The 21,119-nt window shown below is 69.6% G+C and carries 20 protein-coding genes; 3 read left to right on the forward strand and 17 right to left on the reverse strand.

Annotated elements, in window-relative coordinates; all coding sequences use genetic code 11:
• The 4 genes from ACP7BP_RS03495 to ACP7BP_RS03510 are packed head-to-tail and all read right to left on the reverse strand — an operon-like array spanning window position 1 to window position 3,680.
• Window positions 1-978 carry a sulfate/molybdate ABC transporter ATP-binding protein gene (locus ACP7BP_RS03495; protein ID WP_426242527.1) on the reverse strand — a complete coding sequence of 326 codons (978 nt, stop codon included), beginning with the start codon at window positions 976-978 and terminating at the stop codon, window positions 1-3.
• Window positions 978-1,787 (reverse strand): sulfate ABC transporter permease, encoded by an 810-nt coding sequence (locus tag ACP7BP_RS03500; RefSeq protein ID WP_426242529.1) that lies wholly within the window; start codon window positions 1,785-1,787, stop codon window positions 978-980. The genes ACP7BP_RS03495 and ACP7BP_RS03500 overlap by 1 nt, the downstream gene beginning before the upstream one ends.
• Window positions 1,780-2,634 carry a sulfate ABC transporter permease subunit CysT gene (gene cysT / locus ACP7BP_RS03505; RefSeq protein ID WP_426242531.1) on the reverse strand — a complete coding sequence of 285 codons (855 nt, stop codon included), beginning with the start codon at window positions 2,632-2,634 and terminating at the stop codon, window positions 1,780-1,782. The genes ACP7BP_RS03500 and cysT overlap by 8 nt, the downstream gene beginning before the upstream one ends.
• A complete protein-coding gene (locus ACP7BP_RS03510; protein WP_426242533.1) occupies window positions 2,631-3,680 on the reverse strand; it encodes a sulfate ABC transporter substrate-binding protein in 1,050 nt (349 codons plus the stop codon). Before ACP7BP_RS03510 ends, cysT begins: the two co-directional genes overlap by 4 nt.
• 242 nt (window positions 3,681-3,922) lie before the next feature.
• Here ACP7BP_RS03510 and ACP7BP_RS03515 point away from each other — a divergent pair, with 242 nt between their 5' ends.
• Both ACP7BP_RS03515 and ACP7BP_RS03520 read left to right on the forward strand, forming a co-directional pair.
• Complete coding sequence (locus ACP7BP_RS03515) at window positions 3,923-5,836, forward strand: 2-oxoacid:acceptor oxidoreductase subunit alpha (RefSeq protein ID WP_426242535.1); 1,914 nt, start codon at window positions 3,923-3,925, stop codon at window positions 5,834-5,836.
• Window positions 5,833-6,942, forward strand: coding sequence for a 2-oxoacid:ferredoxin oxidoreductase subunit beta (locus ACP7BP_RS03520; RefSeq protein WP_426242537.1), 1,110 nt, complete (start codon window positions 5,833-5,835; stop codon window positions 6,940-6,942). The genes ACP7BP_RS03515 and ACP7BP_RS03520 overlap by 4 nt, the downstream gene beginning before the upstream one ends.
• 84 nt (window positions 6,943-7,026) lie before the next feature.
• On the opposite strand, the gene ACP7BP_RS03525 is transcribed toward ACP7BP_RS03520, so the two are convergent.
• Complete coding sequence (locus ACP7BP_RS03525) at window positions 7,027-7,398, reverse strand: hypothetical protein (protein WP_426242539.1); 372 nt, start codon at window positions 7,396-7,398, stop codon at window positions 7,027-7,029.
• Window positions 7,399-7,500: 102 nt separating this feature from the next.
• Here ACP7BP_RS03525 and rarD point away from each other — a divergent pair, with 102 nt between their 5' ends.
• Window positions 7,501-8,406, forward strand: a complete 906-nt coding sequence (gene rarD, locus ACP7BP_RS03530; protein WP_426242541.1) for an EamA family transporter RarD — start codon at window positions 7,501-7,503, stop codon at window positions 8,404-8,406.
• Between the two features lie 117 nt (window positions 8,407-8,523).
• Here rarD and ACP7BP_RS03535 read toward each other — a convergent pair whose 3' ends face one another.
• The 12 genes from ACP7BP_RS03535 to nuoH all read right to left on the reverse strand — a co-directional run bounded on the left by ACP7BP_RS03535 (window position 8,524) and on the right by nuoH (window position 21,095).
• The gene (locus tag ACP7BP_RS03535) at window positions 8,524-9,183 is read right to left on the reverse strand and encodes a hypothetical protein (protein ID WP_426242543.1); all 660 of its coding nucleotides are present in this window, start codon (window positions 9,181-9,183) and stop codon (window positions 8,524-8,526) included.
• On the reverse strand, window positions 9,176-9,967 hold the full coding sequence (locus tag ACP7BP_RS03540; RefSeq protein WP_426242545.1) for a DUF2382 domain-containing protein: 792 nt from the start codon (window positions 9,965-9,967) through the stop codon (window positions 9,176-9,178). Before ACP7BP_RS03540 ends, ACP7BP_RS03535 begins: the two co-directional genes overlap by 8 nt.
• Window positions 9,968-10,036: 69 nt before the next feature.
• On the reverse strand, window positions 10,037-10,861 hold the full coding sequence (locus ACP7BP_RS03545; RefSeq protein WP_426242547.1) for a mechanosensitive ion channel family protein: 825 nt from the start codon (window positions 10,859-10,861) through the stop codon (window positions 10,037-10,039).
• A 231-nt stretch (window positions 10,862-11,092) separates the two neighbouring features.
• A complete protein-coding gene (locus ACP7BP_RS03550) occupies window positions 11,093-11,836 on the reverse strand; it encodes a TetR/AcrR family transcriptional regulator C-terminal domain-containing protein (RefSeq protein ID WP_426242549.1) in 744 nt (247 codons plus the stop codon).
• A 52-nt stretch (window positions 11,837-11,888) separates the two neighbouring features.
• Complete coding sequence (locus ACP7BP_RS03555) at window positions 11,889-12,908, reverse strand: polyprenyl synthetase family protein (RefSeq protein ID WP_426242551.1); 1,020 nt, start codon at window positions 12,906-12,908, stop codon at window positions 11,889-11,891.
• Complete coding sequence (nuoN, locus tag ACP7BP_RS03560) at window positions 12,905-14,497, reverse strand: NADH-quinone oxidoreductase subunit NuoN (RefSeq protein ID WP_426242553.1); 1,593 nt, start codon at window positions 14,495-14,497, stop codon at window positions 12,905-12,907. Before nuoN ends, ACP7BP_RS03555 begins: the two co-directional genes overlap by 4 nt.
• On the reverse strand, window positions 14,494-16,035 hold the full coding sequence (locus tag ACP7BP_RS03565; RefSeq protein ID WP_426242555.1) for an NADH-quinone oxidoreductase subunit M: 1,542 nt from the start codon (window positions 16,033-16,035) through the stop codon (window positions 14,494-14,496). The genes nuoN and ACP7BP_RS03565 overlap by 4 nt, the downstream gene beginning before the upstream one ends.
• 52 nt (window positions 16,036-16,087) lie before the next feature.
• The gene (nuoL, locus tag ACP7BP_RS03570; RefSeq protein ID WP_426242557.1) at window positions 16,088-18,043 is read right to left on the reverse strand and encodes an NADH-quinone oxidoreductase subunit L; all 1,956 of its coding nucleotides are present in this window, start codon (window positions 18,041-18,043) and stop codon (window positions 16,088-16,090) included.
• A 13-nt stretch (window positions 18,044-18,056) separates the two neighbouring features.
• Window positions 18,057-18,350, reverse strand: a complete 294-nt coding sequence (nuoK, locus tag ACP7BP_RS03575; protein WP_426242559.1) for an NADH-quinone oxidoreductase subunit NuoK — start codon at window positions 18,348-18,350, stop codon at window positions 18,057-18,059.
• A complete protein-coding gene (locus tag ACP7BP_RS03580; protein ID WP_426242561.1) occupies window positions 18,347-19,162 on the reverse strand; it encodes an NADH-quinone oxidoreductase subunit J in 816 nt (271 codons plus the stop codon). Before ACP7BP_RS03580 ends, nuoK begins: the two co-directional genes overlap by 4 nt.
• Window positions 19,162-19,740, reverse strand: coding sequence for an NADH-quinone oxidoreductase subunit NuoI (gene nuoI / locus ACP7BP_RS03585; RefSeq protein ID WP_426242563.1), 579 nt, complete (start codon window positions 19,738-19,740; stop codon window positions 19,162-19,164). Before nuoI ends, ACP7BP_RS03580 begins: the two co-directional genes overlap by 1 nt.
• Entirely contained in the window at window positions 19,740-21,095 is a 1,356-nt protein-coding gene (gene nuoH / locus ACP7BP_RS03590) for an NADH-quinone oxidoreductase subunit NuoH (RefSeq protein ID WP_426243379.1), read from the reverse strand. Before nuoH ends, nuoI begins: the two co-directional genes overlap by 1 nt.
• Between the last annotated feature and the right edge of the window lie 24 nt (window positions 21,096-21,119).

Raw genomic sequence — 21,119 nt, forward strand, 5'->3', positions numbered from 1 at the left:
TTACCCCACCGCCTTCATCCGAGGTACGACGACCGCGCCGGCCGACGGGGTCAGCCAGACCGTGCCGCCCTCCTCGATGCCCAGTGAGCGCGCGTGGGTGCGCGTCAGCACGACCGTGACGTCGTCGCCGTCGACCGTCAGCACGGACGCCCGCACCTCGAAGCCGATGCGCAGCAGGCGGGACACCTCGCCCTCGACGGAGCCGGGCAGGTGCGGGGCGGTGGCGATCTCGATGTCGTGCGGTCGCAGCGTCGCGCCTCCCAGGGAGGTGACGTCGCCGAGGAACGACATGACGAAGTCGTTGGCCGGCTCGTCGTACAGGGCGTCGGGGGTGCCGACCTGCTCGACCCGGCCCTCGTTGATGACCACGATCTCGTCGGCGACCTCGAGGGCCTCCTCCTGGTCGTGGGTCACGAAGACCGTCGTCACGTGCACCTCGTCGTGCAGCCGGCGCAGCCACTCACGCAGCTCCTTGCGGACCTTCGCGTCGAGGGCGCCGAACGGCTCGTCGAGGAGCAGCACCTTCGGCTCGACGGCGAGTGCCCGGGCCAGCGCCATCCGCTGACGCTGGCCTCCCGAGAGCTGCGAGGGCAGCCGGTGCGCGAACTGCGAGAGGTGCACCAGCTTGAGCAGCTCGTCCACCCGCTCGGCCACCTCAGCCTTGGGGCGCTTGCGTATCTCCAGCCCGAACGCGACGTTGCGCGCCACGGAGAGGTGCTTGAACACGGCGTAGTGCTGGAAGACGAAGCCCACGTTGCGCTTCTGCGGCGGCAGCCTCGTGGCGTCGACCCCCTCGATCGACACGCTGCCGGCGTCGGCGGTGTCGAGGCCGGCGATGATCCGCAGCAGCGTCGACTTGCCGCCGCCGGAGGGCCCGAGCAGCGCGGTCAGCTGGCCGGTGGGCAGGGACACGGTGACGTCGTCGAGAGCGACGAAGTCACCGAACCTCTTGGTGAGGCCGGAGACGTCGATGGACATCAGTGTGACTCCTTGGGTCGGAGGAGGGAGACGACGACGATGCAGAGCACCGAGACGAAGGCGAGCAGGAAGGATGTCGCATAGGCCGACGACTGCTCGAAGTTCTGGTACTTCTGCTCGACGACGAGGGTGGCGGTCTGGGTCTGCCCGGTGAAGTTGCCCGAGACGATCTTCACCGCGCCGAACTCACCGAGCGAGCGAGCCAGGGAGAGCACGACGCCGTACACGACCGCCCACTTGATGCTGGGCAGCGTGATCCGCCGGAACGTCTGCAGCGCGTCGGCCCCGAGCGAGCGGGCCGCCTGCTCCTGGTCGTCGCCGATCTCGTGCAGCACCGGCACCACCTCGCGGATCACCAGCGGCAGCGCCACGAAGCAGGTGGCCATGATCATGCCCGGCGAGTCGAAGATGACCTGGAGGCCGTTGCTCTCCAGGGTCGGACCGAACCAGCCGGTGCGGCCGTTGTAGACCAGCAACAGGGCGAGGCCGACGACGACCGGCGAGACCGACATCGGCAGGTCGACCAGCGCAGAGAGGAGCCGCTTGCCCGGGAACTCGAAGCGCACCAGCAGCAACGACATGCCGACGCCGAAGACGAGGTTGATGACCACGGCCCACAGCGCGACCTCGCCGGTGAGCAGGAGGGCGCCCTGCACCGACTCGTCGGTCACGGTCTCGCGCAGGGTGGTGATGCCGTCCTCGAACGTGTGCCGGACGACGAGCGCCACCGGCCACGCGACGAGCAGGAAGACGTATCCGACCGCAAGCAGCCGCAGCGCCCACTTGACGGGGGCCGAGGCCCTAACCACGACGGGCCACCCGTCGCTGGAGGATGTCGAGCACGACGATGACGAACAGCGCGACGGCCAGCATGATCGTCGCCAGCGCGGCAGCGGAGGCGTTGTTGCCGTTCTCGATGAAGGTCAGCACGCGCACCGACACCACCTCCGTCTCGAACGGCAGGTTGCCGCTGAGCAGGACCAGCGAGCCGTACTCCGAGATCGCGCGGGCGAACGACAGCGCGGCACCGGCGGCGACGGCGGGCAGCAGGCTGGGCAGCACCACCCGCCGGAACGTCGTGAGCGGCGAGGCGCCCAGGGACGCGGCCGCCTCCTCCACGTCGTGCTCGAGCTCCTCGAGCACCGGCTGCACGGTGCGTACGACGAACGGCAGGGTCACGAACGCCAGCGCCAGCCACACGGCCCTGGTGGTGTTGGCCCACTCCAGCCCGAGCGGGCCGCCCTTGCCGTAGAGACCGAGGAGCACCAGGCCGGCCACGATCGTCGGCAGCGCGAAGGGGATGTCGATGACCACGTCGAGGGCGCGCCTGCCCCAGAACCGGTCGCGGACCAGCACCCAGGCGATGACGGTGCCCAGCACCGCGTTCATCGCGGTGACCATCAGCGCCTGTCCGACGGTCAGCCGGATCGCGGCCCAGGTCTGCGCGTTGCCCAGCGTGTCGGCGTACTGTCCCCAGCCGTTGCTGCCTGCGGTGACCACGATCGCCGACAGCGGGAGGAGCACGAGCAGGCTGAACCACGTCATGGCCAGTCCGAGGCCCAGCGCCGAGCCGCGACCGAGCGTGCTGTGGAAGGCAGACCCCCATCCCGGGCGGCTGCGCTCCGTCCGGGACGGGGTGAGGACCGCTGCGGTCATGCGGTCTTGCCCGTGTCCTGCTGCAGCTGCGGGATGATGCCGAGCGCGCCGCCGTCCTCGCCGTCGGCGAAGAACTTGGTGGCCGCGTCGGCCCAGCCGCCGAAGTCGTCGTCGATGGTGAGCAGAGTGCCGGGAGTCGGGAACGGGTCGGCCGGGTCGTTGGCGCCCTCGACCTCGGTCGCGACCCCGTCGATGACCGGGCGGAAGCCGCTCTTGGCGTACTCCTCCTGCGCGACCGGGCCGAGCAGGAAGTCGAGGAACGACTGGGCCGCAGGCTGGGCGTCAGTGGTGACGGCCCCGGGGTTCTCGATCAGCAGCGTCTCGGGCGGGATGATGTAGTCGACGGCCTCGCCGTTCTGCCGGGCCAGGATCGCCTCGTTCTCGTAGGACAGCAGCACGTCGCCGTTCCCGGAGGTGAAGGCCGTGGTCGCCTCGCGGCCGGAGCCCGGCAGGGCGATAGTGTTCTCGAGCAGCTTCCGGGTGTACTCGGTCGCCTCCTCCTCCGTGCCGCCGTCGGCGGTCACGTGGCCGTAGCCGGCGAGGATGTTCCAGCGTGCCGAGCCCGACGAGCCCGGGTTGGGCGTGATGATCTCGACCCCCGGCTCGACCAGGTCGTCCCAGGTCCGGATGTTCTTGGGGTTGCCCTCACGGACGACGAACACGACGACCGACGACGTGACGATGCCCTTGGTCGGGCCGTCCTTCCAGTCCTTGCCGACCAGACCGGCGTCGACGAGCCGGGTGACGTCGGTCTCGAGGGAGAAGTGGACGTAGTCGGCGTCGAGCCCACCTGCCACCGCGCGCGACTGGTCGCCGGAGGCGCCGTACGACGTCTTGAAGGTGACGTCCTTACCCGCGTCGGTGTCCTCGAAGTCCTCGAAGACGGGCTTGTTGGCGGCCTCGAGCACCGAGTAGCCGACCACGCTGAGCGGGTCGTTCCCGGAGGAGGCGCCGCTGCTGGCGGAGCACGCGGTGGTGGCGAGCAGGCCGACTACAGCCGCGGCGAGTGCGATCCGGCCGCGGCCGGTCTTGAGCTGGGTCTTCATGGCTTCCTCACGTCAGGGGGTCCGCCGAGTCCGGACCGATCTGTTCTAAGTCGCGTACTTTACTCGATAATGCTGGCTTACTCGTCATTGAACGTCGCAGTCTGAGACGTGTCGCGCATTACGCCACGCGGTCGTCCACGTCGGGAGACGATGGGGATCGGGTCGACAGCGGCGATATCGTGGGTGGTTGCACCACGACCGCAAGGACGAGAACCAGAGAGAAGGCGTCAGGTGACCCCGCCGTGACCAAGCAGGTCAAGCAGCTCGACCGCGTCATCATCCGGTTCGCAGGCGACTCGGGCGACGGCATGCAGCTGACCGGCGACCGCTTCACCCAGGAGTCCGCGGCGTTCGGGAACGACCTCTCGACGCTGCCCAACTTCCCGGCCGAGATCCGCGCCCCGCAGGGCACGCTCCCCGGCGTGTCGAGCTTCCAGGTGCACTTCGCCGACCACGACATCCTCACCCCCGGGGACGCCCCCGACGTGCTGGTGGCGATGAACCCCGCAGCGCTGCGCGCCAACCTCGGCGACCTGCCCCAGGGCGCCACGATCATCGTCGACACCCACGACTTCAGCGGCCGCAACCTCAGCAAGGCGGGCTACACCACGTCGCCGCTCGAGGACGACACGCTCGCGGCGTACGCCGTCCATCCCCTCGACCTCACCGGCATGACCGTGGCGGCGGTCAAGGAGTTCGGCCTGTCCCGCAAGGACGCCGCGCGCGCGAAGAACATGTTCGCCCTCGGCCTGCTCTCCTGGATGTACGGCCGGCCCACCGAGTCGACGCTGGAGTTCCTGAGCCGCAGGTTCGCCAAGGTCCCCGACATCCGCGACGCGAACATCACCGCGTTCAAGAGCGGCTGGAACTTCGGCGAGACCACCGAGGCGTTCGTGGTGAGCTACGAGATCAAGCCGGCGCCCATGCCACCGGGCACCTACCGCAACATCACCGGCAATCTCGCCCTGTCCTACGGCCTCGTCGCCGGCGGCGTGCAGTCGGGGCTGCCGGTCTTCCTCGGCTCCTACCCGATCACGCCCGCCTCCGACATCCTCCATGAGCTGAGCAAGCACAAGGCGTTCGGCGTCACGACGTTCCAGGCCGAGGACGAGATCGCGGGCGTGGGCGCCGCGATCGGCGCCTCCTTCGCCGGCACGCTGGGCATCACCACCACCTCCGGCCCCGGCCTCGCCCTCAAGTCGGAGGCCATCGGCCTCGCCGTCATGACCGAGCTGCCACTGGTCGTCATCGACGTGCAGCGCGGCGGTCCCTCGACCGGGCTGCCCACCAAGACCGAGCAGGCTGACCTGCTGCAGGCGATGTTCGGCCGCAACGGCGAGTCACCGGTGCCGATCGTGGCGCCGCAGTCGCCGGGCGACTGCTTCGACGCCGCCCTGGAGGCGGTGCGCATCGCGGTCACCTACCGCACCCCGGTGCTGCTGCTGTCCGACGGGATGCTCGCCAACGGCTCGGAGCCGTGGCGGGTCCCGGAGCTCTCGGAGCTGCCGGAGATCGACCCCGGCTTCGCGACGACGCCCAACCACGCGCTCGACGACGGGGCGGCCGACTTCTGGCCCTACCTGCGCGACGAGCAGACCCTGGCCCGGCCGTGGGCGATCCCCGGCACCCCCGGGCTCGAGCACCGCATCGGCGGTCTCGAGAAGGGCGACGGGCACGGCAACATCTCCTACGACCCGTCCAACCACGACTTCATGGTCCGCACCCGCCAGGCCAAGGTCGACCGCGTCGCCGACTCCCTGCCGCCCCTCGAGGTCGACGACCCCACGGGCGACGCCAAGGTCCTGGTGCTCGGCTGGGGCTCCACCTACGGCCCGATCGGAGCCGGCGTACGCCGGGTGCGCAAGGCCGGCTACCGCGTGGCCCAGACGCACCTGCGCCACCTCAACCCCTTCCCGCACGACCTGGGCGACATCTTGGGCCGCTACGACAAGGTGCTGGTGCCCGAGATGAACCTCGGCCAGCTGTCGATGCTGCTGCGGGCGAAGTACCTCGTCGACGTGGTCGGCTACAACCACGTCCGTGGGCTGCCGCTGAAGGCCGCGGAGCTGGCCGAGGCCATCGGCGAGCTCGTGGCGCAGGCCGAGGGCATCGACGTCAACCTCGCCACCACCGCCCCTGAGGAGGCGCTGTCGTGACCACCACCGACCTGCCGTTCCCCGGCCTGACGTCGGGCATCGACTCGGTCCCCACCCTGCAGCCTGGCGAAACCCCCCAGACCGGCAAGGACTTCACCTCCGACCAGGAGGTGCGCTGGTGCCCGGGCTGCGGTGACTACGCCGTGCTCAAGGCGGTCCAGGGCTTCCTCCCCGACCTCGGCCTGCGCCGCGAGAACATCGTCTTCGTCTCCGGCATCGGCTGCTCGTCGCGGTTCCCCTACTACCTCGACACCTACGGCATGCACTCCATCCACGGCCGCGCGCCGTCGATCGCGACCGGCATCGCCACCGCGCGCGAGGACCTCTCGGTCTGGGTCGTCACCGGCGACGGAGACGCGCTGTCGATCGGCGGCAACCACCTGATCCATGCGCTGCGCCGCAACGTCAACATGACGATCCTGCTCTTCAACAACCGCATCTACGGGCTGACCAAGGGCCAGTACTCCCCGACCTCCGAGCCGGGCAAGGTCACCAAGTCGACGCCGATGGGCTCGGTCGACCACCCGTTCAACCCGGTGTCGCTGGCCCTCGGGGCAGAGGGCACGTTCGTCGCGCGCACCATCGACTCCGACCGCAAGCACCTCACCTCGGTGCTGTCGGCGGCAGCCGCGCACCGGGGCACGTCGTTCGTGGAGATCTACCAGAACTGCCCGATCTTCAACGACGGCGCCTTCGACGCGATCAAGAGCCCGGACACCAAGGCCGACGCGATCATCCCGCTGGTGCACGGCGAGCCGATCCGCTTCGGCGTCCAGTCCGCCTCCGGGGAGGGCTCCAAGGGCCTGATCCGCGACACCGAGACCGGCGGGGTCAAGGTCGTGACGGTGGCCGACGTGCGCGAGGACGCCCTCCTGGTGCACGACGCCCACAACCCCGACCCGACGATGGCCTTCGCGATCTCGCGGCTGACCGACTCGGGCTACCTCAACCAGTCGCCGATCGGCATCTTCCGCCAGGTCGAGCGGGCGACGTACGACGATCAGGCACGCGCGCAGATCAGCACCGCCCGCGGAGACGCCTCGGGCGATCCGGCCCAGCGTCTCGGCGCCCTCATCGGCGGCGGCGACACCTGGACCGTCGTCTGAGCCGGCCGGCACCCGCGGACTCCCAGACATGACGAAGGCCCCGCCGAGCGGCGGGGCCTTCGTCGTGTCCTCAGCGTGGACGCGTCACTTGACGAACGTGGCGATGACGTCGCTGTACGACGCGGCGTAGCCGCCCTGCTCGTTGACCTTGATGCGCCACTTCCACTTGCCCTTGAGCGGCGCGTAGATCTTCGTGCTGTAGTTGCCGTAGGCGCTCGTCGTGATCTTGTCGACGGTCTTGAAGTCGCACCCACGGCACTTCTTCTTCTGCACGAGGGCCTTGCCGTTGGGGTAGGCCTCGATGTTCCCGGTGAGCTTGAAGGACTTGTAGGTCTTCGGCTGCGTGTCATGGGTGATGACGCGCTCCGGCAACGAGCCGGTGGCGCCGGCCGGAAGGGCCGACGAGCCGATCAGCACGGCAACGAACAAGGCGATCAGTGCGCGGACGATCCGCATGTAGCTTCCCCCTGGGAGTCGATGGTCGTGAGGGGCGGCCTGCAGCCGCCCGCCAGTAAGACCGCTTCATCGTAGAGGCATCACGCGACATATGCTCCGAGAGTGCTGGAATCGCGTCGAGGACTCGGCTTCGGCACCGGCGCCTACCTCCTCTGGGGCGCGTTCCCCCTCTACTGGCCACTGCTCGAGCCGGCCGGCGCCATCGAGATCCTGGCTCACCGCATCCTGTGGTCGGCGGTCACCATGGGCCTGCTCGTCGTGGTGCTCGGGCGCAGCGCCCACGTTGCCGCCGTGGTGCGCGACCGGCGACGACTGACGCTGCTGGCGCTCGCCGCCGGGGTGATCAGCCTCAACTGGGCGACCTTCATCTACGGGGTGAACAACCACCGGGTCGTCGAGACCTCGCTCGGCTACTTCATCAACCCGCTCGTGACGGTGCTCCTGGGCGTCTACGTGCTGGGCGAGCGGCTCCGGCGGGTCCAGTGGATCGCCCTCGGGATCGCCGTGCTCGCCGTGGTGGTGCTGACGGTCGACTACGGGCGACCGCCGTGGATCGCCCTGGTGCTGGCCGGCAGCTTCGGTGCCTACGGGCTCGCCAAGAAGCAGGCGGACACCGGCGCGGTCGAGTCGTTGGCGGTCGAGACGGCGATCTCGGGACCGTTCGCCGCGGCGTACGTCGGATGGCTCGTCGCCAGCGGCTCCTCGAGCTTCGGCAGCCACGGCGGGGGTCACGCACTGCTCTTCACCACCACCGGCATCGTCACGGCCATCCCGCTGATCCTCTTCGGGGCAGCCGCGACCCGGCTCCCGCTGGTGGCGATGGGTCTTCTGCAGTACCTCGCCCCGATCGTCCAGTTCGCCCTCGGCGTGCTGTGGTTCCACGAGGACATGCCGCCGGAGCGCTGGGTGGGCTTCGTCCTGGTCTGGCTCGCGCTGGCCATGTTCACCGTCGAGAGCCTGCGCCACCGGCGCCAGCTCCGGCTGGCAGTGGAGTGTGCCCCGGTCTGAGCGAGGGAGGCGGCGGGCAGGCCCCTGCGGGCCCACCCGCCGTTGCGCCTCGTGGACGTGGTCGGCGGCCTCTGCGGGACGCTCGTCACGCACCTCCTCGGCGCATCCCTCCCCCGGTCAGTGCCCGAGACCGGTCTTGTCCACCGCACGGTGGAAGCGCATCCCCGCCAGGCCGCCGAGGAGGGCGCCGCCCAGGGTGACCACGACCGCGACGACCAGGGCGATGACTCCCCCGGTCGTCAGGGTCCCCTCGTCGACAGGAAGGCGCGGGAAGCTGTTGAGCTCCTTCAGCACGTTGAACTCGGCACCTGCCAGCGCTCCCACCGCGGCGACGACGAGCGCGATCGCGATCGCCCACAGCCACACGGCAAGGCCCTGCTTGAGGCCGTTGAAGCGCGCCATCCGCCCTGCGACGTAGCCACCGCAGTAGTAGGCGACGAAGAGGACGACAAGCAGCACGATGCCTCCGACCAGGCCGACGGTGTCGGCCTGCGCCTGCGCGGCGTCGGCGGCCTGGCCCACCTCGGTCCCGGTGGCCACGCCGACGGCTGCGCCGGCCGCCGCTGCCAGGGCAGTGAGGAGGACCGCCATGCCCATGGCCGTCAGCCACCCGAAGAACGCGGAGCCGAGCTTGATCCCGCCGTGCTCCTCCTTCTCACGACTCAGAACCGCGCGCCGGGAGCCGGGCGTGGCCTCGCCGTCGCCGAAGGAGTCGGCGTGGTCGGGGCCGGGCTGCACCCGGTTGGCTCCGCCGGTGGTGCCCCTGTGGTCAGCCATCGGCGCGGCCGCCCTCGGGTCGCCTGGTGGCCTCGGTCTCGTCGAGCTCGATCTGCTCCTTGCGAACGGTCTCGTCGACCTGCTGCTCCTCGGTCACCGTGTCCTTGTCGACGCGGACGCGCTCGACGGGGACGGTCTCCTTGCCGACGACCACCCGCTCCTCGTTGAGGACCACCTCGTGCTCCTCGGTCGTGATGTCACCGCCGGACATCGCGTCGCCACGGTTGGCCTCGGTGATGGGCTCACGCTCGAGCCGCACCTCCTCGCGGCTGACCGGCACGGTCGTGGTGACGTCCTCGGTCACGACGTACTTGCGCAACCGGACCCGTCCCGCCTCCCGGGTCTCCTTGCCGACGTGGAGCTGTTCCTCCGAGCGGGTCATCGCCGAGTCGGTGTCGGCCCCCGAGGTGTCGTGGCCCGCCCCCCGGTCGACGGAGCCGTCGTACGACGTGCCGTAGTCGAGGTCGCCCCAGCCGTAATAGGCGTACAGCGCCCCCTCCTCCTCTTCGCTGAGGTGACCGTCCGAGTCGTCGATGCGCGGCGCGTCCTTGACCTTGTCCTTGTCGTAGGGGACGCGCAGGTCGTCGCCCGTCATCTCCGCTTCGCGCAGCGGGACGAACGACTCGCCGCCCCCGAACATCCCGGTCTTCACCGTGACCCACTCGGGCTGGCCGGTCTGGTCGTCGGCGAACAGCTGGCCGACGCCGCCGATCTTGTTTCCATCGGTGTCGACGACGTTCCCGCCGCCGCTGAGCAGTCGTTGAGCCTGGTCCGTGGTGAGCATGAGTCCTCCTCCGTCGGGTGTAGCAAGTCGGTGCACCGGTCGGTGTCACCGAGAGGCACTGCTGGGGTTTCAGTACTGCCGGGTGCCGTCCACCGGCTGGGCGCCGTACGCCGCCGGGTCGTAGCTGGTCGCACCGGTGGTCGGGCTGTCGTCCTGCGTGTACTCCCGCGCCCGGTCCGTGGCCTGCCGGGCCTGCTCCCGGACGCTCGGGGCCTTGGCTGCGTGCTCCTTGATGCGCGGAGCCTCCTCCTCGGCATTGCTGAGGTAGCCCTCCCAGCGCTGCTGCATGGGCTTGACCAGGCCGCCGCCGACTCCGACCACGATCACTCCGACGACCGCCGCCAGGATCGCGATCAGCACGGGCAGGGTCACGGTGGTGGCGACGCCGACCTGGTTGAGCGCGGCCACGACACCGAGGAACAGGATGAACACCGAGGCGGCGTTCGCCACGACCTTGCCGTAGGACAGGCCGCCGAGCGTGCCCTCGATCAGCACCTTCACCGCGGCCGCGATGGACGAGGCGACCACCACGATGATGATGGCGACGATGATGCTGGGCAGGAACGTGATGACCTGGGTGAGCAGGTCGCTGATCGGGTTCGGCCCGAAGACGCCGAACGCCAGCTGCAGCACGAACAGCATCAGCGTGTAGTAGACGAGCTTGGCGATGATGTCGCTGGCGTCCATCTTGGAGTTCTCGAGGGCCCTCTTGACCCCACCTCGCTCGACCGCGCGGTCGAAGCCGACCCGCTCGAGCAGCGCGCTCAGTGCCTTGCCGATCAGCTTCGCGACGATGATCCCCACGATCAGGATGATCAGGAAGAGCACGAGCTTCGGTACGAACTCGGCGATCGTGCTCAGGCCGTCACTCAGGCCGTCTTCTAGGGCGTCCATGAACTCTTCCTCCGTGTCTGCGGACCCGGCGGTGGCGGGCAACGGCCCGCGACCTGCCCGAGAGTGCTTCACCAGGCTGACGAGCGCGTCGCGCCACCGAGGTCCGGGGCGCCACGTTTGTGGCTTACGTCGTAAACGGAACCATAGCCCGATAATAAATACAACTGCATAAACTCCCGATAAACGGGTAGTCAGCAGCCCGGCGGGGAGGCCCGCCGGGAGATCGGCCGCTCAGGCCTCCACGTGCTCGCTGCGGATGAGCGTGAGGCGTCCCAGGAGCTCTTCGAGCGCCTCCTCGAACTCCGCAGCCGCGTGGTCCTCCGAGAGGCCGGGCCGCAGCCGCCGCACGGTGGGGAACGCGGCCAGGCTCATGGATCCGTCGGCGTCGTCCTCCAGCACGTCGAGCGGTCCGACGTCCGCCCCGTGGGTGGACACCTCGAGGAGCAGGTGACCGAGGAGGAAGCTGGTGAACGCCCGGTAGCCGGCGACGGCAGCCTCGTCGGTGAAGCCTTCGTCGGTCAGGCCCGACAAGAAGGCCTCCACCCAGTCGAGGCTGCGCAGGGGTGGCCGCAGCCACGGCGCCTCGGTCGGGCGCGACGCGACGAGCGGGAAGGCCTTCGGATGGCGCAGCGCCACCCGGCGTACGCCGTGGGCCAGCCGCTGCAGGAAGTCCTGCCAACCGTCGCTGGGTGCCTCGGGGACCTCGTCGTCGACCTGCATGCCGGCCACGAGCCTCTCGACGACCGCGTCGAGCAGCTCCTCCTTGCCGGAGACGTAGCGGTAGAGCGCCATCGCCTCGACGTCGAGCATCGCGCCGAGCCGGCGCATCGTGAGGCCGGGCAGGCCGTGCTCGTCGATGAAGGCGATGGCGGTGGCGACGATGAGCTCGTGGTCGAGCGGCCTCGACTTCGACGGCAGGGGCCTGCCCCGCACGAGTGCCGCGTCGACGTCCGTCGTGTCCTCGGTCGCTGCCATAGTCCTCCACCTCTTCGAGGCGAGCCTAGACCTCTCGGCCGGGAGGGGCAGGTCAGGCGGTGCGGTCGGCCACGATGTCCGCGAACGCCTCGAGGGCCTCCCGGACCGGGCCCTCGGGCAGGACCGAGAGCAGCGCCTTGGCCTCGGCCGTCCGGGCGGCGACGTAGGAGCGCGCCTGCTCCATGGCCGGATGCCGGCGCAGCAGCTCGAGCGCCTCGGCGTGCAGGGCGTCGTCGGACAGGTCGGCGTCGAGGAGCTCCAGCAGCCGGGCGTCCGCGGGGTCGGTCGACGCGCGGGCCATCAGCACGGGCAGCGTCGGGACGCCCTCGCGCAGGTCGGTGCCGGGCGTCTTGCCCGACGCCGCCGAATCCGACGCGACGTCGAGGATGTCGTCGCTGAGCTGGAACGCGGCGCCGACGATCTCGCCGTACTTCGTGAGCGCCTCCTCCGCCTCGGCACTCGCGCCGCCGAAGCGGGCGCCGTAGCGCGCGGAGGTGGCGATCAAGGCGCCCGTCTTCCCGGCCACGACGTCGAGGTAGTGCTCGAGCGGGTCCTCCCCGGGCGCCGGCTCGACGGTCTCGAGGATCTGGCCCTCGACCAGCCGGGTGAAGGTCTGGGCCTGGATGCGGACGGCGTCGGCACCGAGGTCGGCCGTCAGCTCCGACGACTTCGAGAACAGGAAGTCGCCGGTGAGGATCGCGACGTGGTTGTCCCAGCGGGCGTTGGCCGAGGCCGCACCGCGCCGGAGGTCGGCCTCGTCCATGACGTCGTCGTGGTAGAGCGACGCGAGGTGCGTCAGCTCGACCACGCAGGCCGCCCGGATCACCCGGTCGGAGTCGGTCGTGTCGCCCACCTCGGCTGCGAGCAGCACGAGCAGCGGGCGGAACCGCTTCCCGCCGGCGTCCATCAGGTGGCTGGCCGCCTCGGTGATGAACGGAGCCCGGCTGCGGACGTGCTCGGAGAGCGCCTCCTCGACCTCGCCCATGCGCCTCGCGAGCCGCTCGGCCATGGCCGCGTCGGTGACGGGCAGGGCGAGTCCGGCAGCTGCGTCGAGACTGGGGTCGGTGGTCACCTGATGAATTCTCCCGCACGTGCCGCGAGGTCCAGCAGCGGACCCGGCAGTACGCCGAGCATCAGGGTCGCCGCGGCCCCCACCGCGATGGTCGTGGCGGTCAGCACCGACGGGTGCGCCACGCTGGGACCGTCGCCGACGGGGTCGGTGAAGTACATCAGCACGATGACCCGGACGTAGAGGTAGATGGCGATGATGCTGGCCACCACGGCGGCCACCACGACCGGCCATGCCCCGGCGGCGAGCGCGACCGAGAAGACCGCCCACTTGCCGACGAAGCCGGACGTCAGCGGGATGCCGGCCATCGCGAGCAGGAAGAAGGCGAACACGCCGGCGACGACCGGCGACTCCTTGCCGAGCCCCGCCCAGCGGCTCAGCGCGGTCGCCTCACCGGCCGAGTCCCGCACCAGCCCGACCACGGCGAACGCACCGAGGGTGGCGAGGCCGTAGGTGGCCAGGTAGAACAGCACGGCCTGCAGCGAGCTGATCTCGCCGGGGCTGAGGTCGCCGGTCGCCTGGACGCCCAGGACGCCGGTGAGGATGAAGCCGGTGTGCGCCACCGAGGAGTAGGCCAGCAGCCGCTTGATGTCGGTCTGGGTCAGCGCGAGGACCGCGCCGACCATCATCGTCAAGATGGCGATGACCCACATCATCGGCTGCCACGACCAGCGGTCGGCACCGAAGGCGACGTAGAAGAGGCGCAGGATCGCGCCGAAGGCGGCGACCTTCGTGCCGGCCGCCATGAAGGCGGTGACCGGGGTCGGGGCTCCCTGGTAGACATCGGGGGTCCACGCCTGGAAGGGGGCGGCACCGACCTTGAAGAGCAGCCCGACCGCGAGGAGCCCGATGCCGACAAGCAGCATCGCGCGGTTGTCGACGTCGTTGCGCACGGCCTCGCTGATCTCGGCGAACTGCATGGACCCGGAGAAGCCGTAGATCAGCGCCGCGCCGTAGAGGAAGAAGCCGGAAGAGAACGCGCCGAGCAGGAAGTACTTGAGCGCGGCCTCCTGGCTCAGCAGCCGACGGCGCCGGGCGAGACCGGTCAGCAGGTAGAGCGGCAAGGAGAGGACCTCGAGCGCCACGAACATGGTCAGCAGGTCGTTGGCCGCCGGGAAGAGCAGCATGCCGAAGACAGCGAACATCAGCAGCGGGTAGACCTCGGTGTGGTCGAGGCCGCGCGTCGAGGCGGTGCGCTCCGCGTCGGTGCCCGGCAGCGCGGCGGCCTGTCCGGCGAACGCCGAGACTCCCCCGTCGAGGTGCCGCTCGGCGAAGAGCAGCGCGCCGAGGACCGCCAGGATCAGGATCAGCCCCCACAGGAACAGCGTCGGACCGTCGAGGGCGAGGGTCCCGCCGACGGCGAGCACCCCCCGGGCACGGCCGTCGGCGTACGTCGGCACCTCGCGGGCCACGAAGCCCACCATCACCAGCGCGGCGACGAGTCCGCCGACCGCGAGGATGCTCTGCGAGAGGTAGCGGTGTGCTCGCGGCACGAAGGCCTCGATGAGCACGCCGGCGCACGCGACGCCGAAGACGATCAGCAGCGGAGCCAGCTCGAAGTACTCGACGTCCGGCTTCACGAACTCGTTCACTGGTGCGCCCCCTCGGCGACGTCGTGGTCAGCGGCGGGCACGGTGGGTGCCTCGTCGGTGACACCGACCTGTGTCAGCGTCGTCTCGACGTTCGGGTTGATGATGTCGAGCAGCGGCATCGGGTAGAAGCCGAAGAGCACGAGCGCCAGGATCAACGGCGCCAGGGTGCCGACCTCGCGACGGTCCAGGTCTCGGAAGGTCTCGATCTCGGGACCGGCGGGCCCGGTGAACGTGCGCTGGTACATCCACAGGATGTAGACCGCCGACAGCACGATCGCGGTCACGGCGACCGCACCGGCCCACCACGCATGGCCGAAGGCGGCGATGATGACCAGCATCTCCGACACGAAGGGCGAGAGACCCGGCAGGCCGCAGGCGGCGAGGCCGGTGATCAGGAACAGCCCGGCCAGCACCGGCGCCCGCTTCTCGATGCCGCCCATCTGGCTGATCAGCGAGGTGCCGCGGCGGCGGATGAGGAAGCCGGCGACGAGGAACAGCGCCGCGGTGGCGATGCCGTGGTTGACCATGTAGAGGATCGCGCCGCTGCCGCCCTGGCTGGAGAAGACGAAGATGCCCAGCACGATCAGGCCGAAGTGCGACAGCGAGGTGAGGCCGATCAGGCGCAGGATGTCGTCCTGACCGATCGCCACCAGGGCGCCGTACACGATCGAGATCAGCGCGAGCACGACGACGACCGGCGTCGCCCACTGCGAGGCGTCGGGCAGCAGGCCGAGGCAGAACCGCAGCATGCCGAAGGTGCCGATCTTGTCGAGGATGCACACCAGCAGCACCGACGTGCCGGTGGTGGCCTTCTCGGTCGTGTCGGCCAGCCAGGTGTGCACGGGGAACATCGGCGCTTTGATCGCGAACGCGACGAAGAAGCCCACGAACAGCCACTTCTGGGTGTCGCCCGCGATGTCGAGCCCGGCGAGGTCCTCGAGCAGGTACGACGGCGTGCCCTGGTTGGCGGACACGACGTACAGCCCGATCACCGATCCGAGCATGACCAGGCCGCCGGCCAGCTGGTAGATCAGGAACTTCGTCGCCGCGCGGCCGCGACCGGCTCGGCCGAAGCCGCCGATCAGGAAGTAGGCCGGGATCAGCGTCGCCTCGAACACGACGTAGAAGAAGAAGACGTCGGTCGCGGTGAACACCGCGAGGCTCATGGCCTCCAGGGCGAGGGTCCACGCGAAGAACGCGCGGGTGTTGCCCTCGTCGGAGTCACGCCACGAGGCCAGCATCACGATGGGGATCAGGACGACGGTCAGCAGCACCATCAGCAGGCCGAGGCCGTCGACGCCGACGGCGTAGCTGGCGCCGAACGCGCCGATCCACTCGTGCTTCTCCTCGGCCTGGAAGCCGCCGCCGGCCGAGAAGTCGAGGGCCACGACCACCGCGGGCACCAGCGCCAGCAGGGCGAAGGCCACACCGACCTGCTTCGCCAGCGGGGCGCCCGGACGGCTCGGCAGGAACGCCGTGACGACGGCACCGACCAGGGGCACCAGGATCAGCGTCGTCAACCAGGGAAAGTCGTTCATTTTCTGGGTCCCCGTTCACAGCGGAGCGAAGCGAGCATTCGAATGGGGTGAATCATGCGAGGTTCACCGCCAGCAGTGCGAGCACGACGAGCAGGACGCCGCCGAGCAGTGAGAGTGCGTAGGACCGGACGTAGCCGTTCTGGACGCGGCGCAGGACACCCGAGAGCCCGCCCAGGGTCGAGGCGCCGCCCTCGACGACACCGTCGACGCCGACCCGGTCCATAGTGGTGAGCCCACCCACCAGCCGGTAGCCGGGACGCACCACGAAGGCGTCGTTGAAGGCGTCGCCGTAGACGTCGGCGCGCGCGGCCCGGGTGACGAAGGAGACGTCGCGCGGAGCGGTGCGCGGCACCTCACGGCGGCCGACCAGCAGCCAGGCGACGGCCACGCCGACAGCCACCACGGCCACGGCGAGCAGGGTGACGACGATGGGCGCCAGCGGCGGCTCGTGGTGCTCGGCGACGCCCGTCACCGGGCTGAGCCAGTCGACGATCCAGTCGCCGAGGAGCAGCACGCCACCCAGGACCGACAGTGCGGCGAGTACGACGAGCGGGATCGTCATCACCTGCGGGGACTCGTGCGGGTGCACGCCCTTCTCCCAGCGCTTCTTGGTGAAGAAGGTCATCAGCATCAACCGGGTCATGTAGAACGCGGTGATGCCGGCTCCGGCCAGGGCGGCCAGGCCGACCACCCAGTTGTCCGCGAGCGCGGTCTCGATGATCTTGTCCTTGGACCAGAAGCCCGAGAAGCCCGGGAACCCGATGATGGCGAGGTAGCCCATCGAGAAGGTCAGGAACGTCACCGGCATCGCCTTGCTCAGCGCGCCGTAGTGACGCATGTCGACGTCGTCGTTCATGCCGTGCATGACCGAGCCGGCGCCGAGGAACATGTTGGCCTTGAAGAAGCCGTGCGTCAGCAGGTGGAAGATCGCGAACGGGTAGCCCGCGGTGCCGAGGCCCGCGGCCAGCATCATGTAGCCGATCTGGCTCATGGTCGAGCCGGCGAGCGCCTTCTTGATGTCGTCCTTGGCGCAGCCGATGACCGCGCCCCACAGCAGCGTGACGGCACCGACGACCACGACCGCGGTCTGCGCGGTGGGCGCGAGCTCGAAGATGAAGTTGGAGCGGGTGACGAGGTAGACGCCGGCGGTGACCATCGTCGCCGCGTGGATGAGCGCCGACACCGGGGTCGGGCCCTCCATGGCGTCGAGGAGCCAGGCCTGCAGGGGCACCTGGGCGGACTTGCCGCACGCGCCGAGGAGCAGCAGCAGGCCGATCGCGGTGAGGGTGCCCTCGGAGGCGCCGCCCGCAGCCTCGCTGATGGCCGAGAAGTCGGTGGTGCCGAACGTCGCGAACATCAAGGCGATCGCCAGCGACAGGCCGATGTCACCGACCCGGTTGATGACGAACGCCTTCTTGGCGGCGGCGGCGGCGGAGTGCTTGTGCTGCCAGAAGCCGATCAGCAGGTACGACGCGAGGCCGACGCCCTCCCAGCCCAGGAACAGGCCGAGGAAGTTCGCCGACAGCACCAGCATCAGCATGGCGGCCACAAAGAGGTTGAGGTAGCCGAAGAAGCGGCGACGCCGCTCGTCGTGCTCCATGTAGCCGATGGAGTAGACGTGGATCAGCGAGCCCACACCGGTGATCAGCAGCAGGAAGAGGGCCGACAGCGGGTCGTAGAGCAGGTCCATGCCCACGTCGAGCCCGCCGGCCTGGAACCAGGTGTAGAGGTGCTGCCCGATCTGGCGCTCGCCCTCGTCCCGGCCGAGCAGGGTCACGAACAGCACCAGGCTGAGCGCGAAGGACGCGACCGCGGCGGCGACGCCGATCAGGTGCCCCCAGCGGTCCAGGGCGCTCCGGCCGCCAGGCCGGGTGAGCGCCCCGCCGACGAGCAGGATCACCGCTCCGGCCAGCGGCAGCGCGATCACCAGCCACAGCAGGGAGAGGACGCCGTCTGCCGAGCTCGGGTCGACCACCGGGATGGCGCCCTCTTCTAGTCCGATCAACATGTGTGCAAGCCCCTCAGTACTTCAGCAGGCTGGCGTCGTCGACCGAGGCCGAGCGACGGGTCCGGAAGATGGTCATGATGATCGCCAGGCCGACCACGACCTCGGCAGCCGCGACGACCATCACGAAGAAGGCGGCGATCTGCCCGTCGAGGTTGCCGTGCTGCTTGGCGAACGCGACGAAGGCCAGGTTGCAGGCGTTCAGCATCAGCTCGACGCACATGAACACCACGATGGCGTTGCGCCGGGTGAGCACCCCGACGCAGCCGATGGTGAACAGGATCGCGGAGAGGACGACGTACTCGGTCATCGCTCGTCCTCCTCGGTGTTGGCCGGGGCGCCGCCCTTGCCGCTCGTCTCGGGCATCGACGCCGGGTCGACGCCGAGCTGGCGCTGCACCTCGGTGATGTCGTCGGCCATCGCCGGCGCGGAGCGCACCGTGCCGCGCGCCGCGAGCACGCGGGAGACCGAGACCTCGGACGCGGTGCCGTCGGGGAGCAGGGCCGGGGTGTCGACGGCGTTGTGGCGGGCGTAGACACCGGGTGACGGCAACGGGCCGGGGTGCTTGCCGCTGGCGGCGTAGTCCTGCATGCGCTGGGCGGCGAGCGAGGCCTGGGTCGCCTTGGGCTCGAGGCGCTCGCGGTGGGCCAGCACCATCGCCCCGATGGCGGCGGTGATGAGCAGCGCGCTGGTGGCCTCGAAGGCGAAGACGTAGTGGCTGAAGAGGATGTTGGCGAGTCCCTGGATGTTGCCCCCCTCGTTGGCGTCGTCGAGCCCGACGACCGCGCCGAGCGAGATCTGGCCCAGCCCGACGACGAGCACCAGGCCGAGCAGGAGGCCGGCGACGACGGCCATCACGCGCTGGCCCCTGATCGTCTCGACGACCGAGTCGGACGCGTCAACGCCGACCAGCATGAGCACGAAGAGGAAGAGCATCAAGATCGCGCCGGTGTAGACGATGATCTGCACCGCGAAGAGGAACGGCGCGTCCAGCACGGCGTACAGGACGGCGAGGCTGATCATCACCACGGCGAGGAGGAGAGCCGCGTGCACGGCCTTCCGGACGAACAGGATGCCGAGGGCGGCGACGACCATGATCGGAGCGAGGATCCAGAAGGCCATCAGTGGGCACCTCCCGCGGGGGTCTCCTGCGCGCCGGGGCTGGAGAAGTTGCCGCGGTAGTAGTCGCCCTCGTCGCTGCCCAGACGCATGGGGTGCGGCGGCTGCTCCATGCCGGGCAGGAGCGGGGCGAGCAGGTCGCTCTTCTCGTAGATCAGGTCGGCCCGGTTGGTGTCGGCCAGCTCGTACTCGTTCGTCATCGTCAGCGCGCGGGTCGGGCACGCCTCGATGCACAGGCCGCAGAGGATGCAGCGCAGGTAGTTGATCTGGTAGACGCGGCCGTAGCGCTCACCTGGGCTGAACCGCTCGCCGCCCTCGCCGTCGGTGTTCGAGCCACCCTCGACGTAGATGGCGTCCGCCGGGCAGGCCCAGGCGCAGAGCTCGCACCCGATGCACTTCTCCAGGCCGTCGGGCCAGCGGTTGAGCTGGTGCCGGCCGTGGAAGCGCGGCGCCGTCGGCATCTTCTCGAAGGGGTACTGCTCGGTGACGACCTTCTTGAACATGGTCCGGAAGGTGACCCCGAAACCCGCGACGGGGTCCCAGAACTGCTCCTTGAACGTCTTGGACTCAGGCTCGGCCATCAGATCTCCTCACCATCGGCGCTCACGGAGGAGGCCGTCGTGGTCGTGCGGAAGGTGAGCGGGGCTGCGGCGCCTCGGACGGCGCCGCTCTCGGGCATGGGCGGGACGGGGAAGCCACCGGCGTAGGGGTCCGGCGGACCGGCCGGCGCCTCGTCGCGGTCGACGGAACGCCTCTTGTCCAGCACGTCGCCGAGGAAGAAGACCATCAGGAACACCGCGAACAGCACACCGATGGCACCCATCACGTAGCGCTGGTCGAGCGCATCCTCACCCGACAGCACGCGGATGGTCGCCACGGCGACGATCCACACCAGGGAGACCGGGATGAGCACCTTCCAGCCGAAGGCCATGAACTGGTCGTAGCGCAGCCGCGGCAGCGACCCGCGCAGCCAGATGAAGAAGAAGATGAAGGCGAGCACCTTGCCGAAGAACCACAGCACGGGCCAGTAGCCCTCGTTGGCGCCGTCCCAGATCGAGATCGGCCACGGTGCCCGCCAGCCGCCCAGGAACAGCGTGGTGGCGAGTGCCGACACGGTCGCCATGTTGATGTACTCGGCGAGGAAGAACAGCGCGAACTTCAGGCTGGAGTACTCGGTGTGGAACCCGCCGACCAGCTCGCCCTCGGCCTCGGGAAGGTCGAAGGGAGCGCGGTTGGTCTCGCCGACCATCGAGATCACGTAGATGACGAAGGACGGCAGCAGGATGAGCGCGAACCAGCCCGGCACGGGCACCTCGAGGCCGAGCACGTCGAGGGTGTTGGTGCTCGCCTGCGCCTCGACGATCCCGGACGTCGACATCGAGCCGGCGTAGAGGAACACCGCGACGAGGGCGAGCCCCATCGCGACCTCGTAGGAGATCATCTGGGCGCTGGACCGCAGGCCGCCGAGCAGGGAGTACGTCGACCCTGAGGACCAGCCGCCGAGCACGATGCCGTAGATGCCGACCGAGGCGATCGCCATCACGAAGAGCACCGCGACCGGCATGTCGGTCAGCTGGAGGGGCGTGGTGCGGTCGGTGAAGGGCAGCCCCACCTCCGGCCCGAACGGGATCACCGAGAACGTCACGAACGCGGGGATCACCGCGATCACGGGCGCGATCAGGAAGACCACCTTGTCGGCGGCCTTGGGGATGATGTCCTCCTTCAGCGCCAGCTTCACACCGTCCGCGAGCGACTGCAGCAGGCCGAAGGGGCCGTGCACGTTGGGGCCGATGCGGTGCTGCATGCGCGCCACCACCCGGCGTTCCCACCAGATGTTGAAGAGCGTCAGCAGCACCAGGACGATGAAGATGACGACGGCCTTGATGATGACCAGCCACCACGGGTCCTTGCCGAAGGCGGACAGGTCGTCGACCATCGGCAGGATCGAAGGCGTGGCGAG

This window comes from Nocardioides sp. LHG3406-4, assembly GCF_049897745.1.
GTDB lineage: Bacteria > Actinomycetota > Actinomycetes > Propionibacteriales > Nocardioidaceae > Nocardioides.

Coding starts and splice junctions, on each gene's coding strand:
- cysT (WP_426242531.1), bottom strand. CDS start 2,634: ATGACCGCAGCGGTCCTCACCCCGTCCCGGACGGAGCGCAGCCGCCCG.
- ACP7BP_RS03545 (WP_426242547.1), bottom strand. CDS start 10,861: ATGGACGCCCTAGAAGACGGCCTGAGTGACGGCCTGAGCACGATCGCC.
- ACP7BP_RS03540 (WP_426242545.1), bottom strand. CDS start 9,967: ATGCTCACCACGGACCAGGCTCAACGACTGCTCAGCGGCGGCGGGAAC.
- ACP7BP_RS03580 (WP_426242561.1), bottom strand. CDS start 19,162: ATGGCCTTCTGGATCCTCGCTCCGATCATGGTCGTCGCCGCCCTCGGC.
- nuoI (WP_426242563.1), bottom strand. CDS start 19,740: ATGGCCGAGCCTGAGTCCAAGACGTTCAAGGAGCAGTTCTGGGACCCC.
- ACP7BP_RS03535 (WP_426242543.1), bottom strand. CDS start 9,183: ATGGCTGACCACAGGGGCACCACCGGCGGAGCCAACCGGGTGCAGCCC.
- nuoL (WP_426242557.1), bottom strand. CDS start 18,043: ATGTTGATCGGACTAGAAGAGGGCGCCATCCCGGTGGTCGACCCGAGC.
- ACP7BP_RS03550 (WP_426242549.1), bottom strand. CDS start 11,836: ATGGCAGCGACCGAGGACACGACGGACGTCGACGCGGCACTCGTGCGG.
- ACP7BP_RS03495 (WP_426242527.1), bottom strand. CDS start 978: ATGTCCATCGACGTCTCCGGCCTCACCAAGAGGTTCGGTGACTTCGTC.
- ACP7BP_RS03525 (WP_426242539.1), bottom strand. CDS start 7,398: ATGCGGATCGTCCGCGCACTGATCGCCTTGTTCGTTGCCGTGCTGATC.
- ACP7BP_RS03510 (WP_426242533.1), bottom strand. CDS start 3,680: ATGAAGACCCAGCTCAAGACCGGCCGCGGCCGGATCGCACTCGCCGCG.
- nuoK (WP_426242559.1), bottom strand. CDS start 18,350: ATGACCGAGTACGTCGTCCTCTCCGCGATCCTGTTCACCATCGGCTGC.
- nuoH (WP_426243379.1), bottom strand. CDS start 21,095: ATGGTCGACGACCTGTCCGCCTTCGGCAAGGACCCGTGGTGGCTGGTC.
- ACP7BP_RS03565 (WP_426242555.1), bottom strand. CDS start 16,035: ATGAACGACTTTCCCTGGTTGACGACGCTGATCCTGGTGCCCCTGGTC.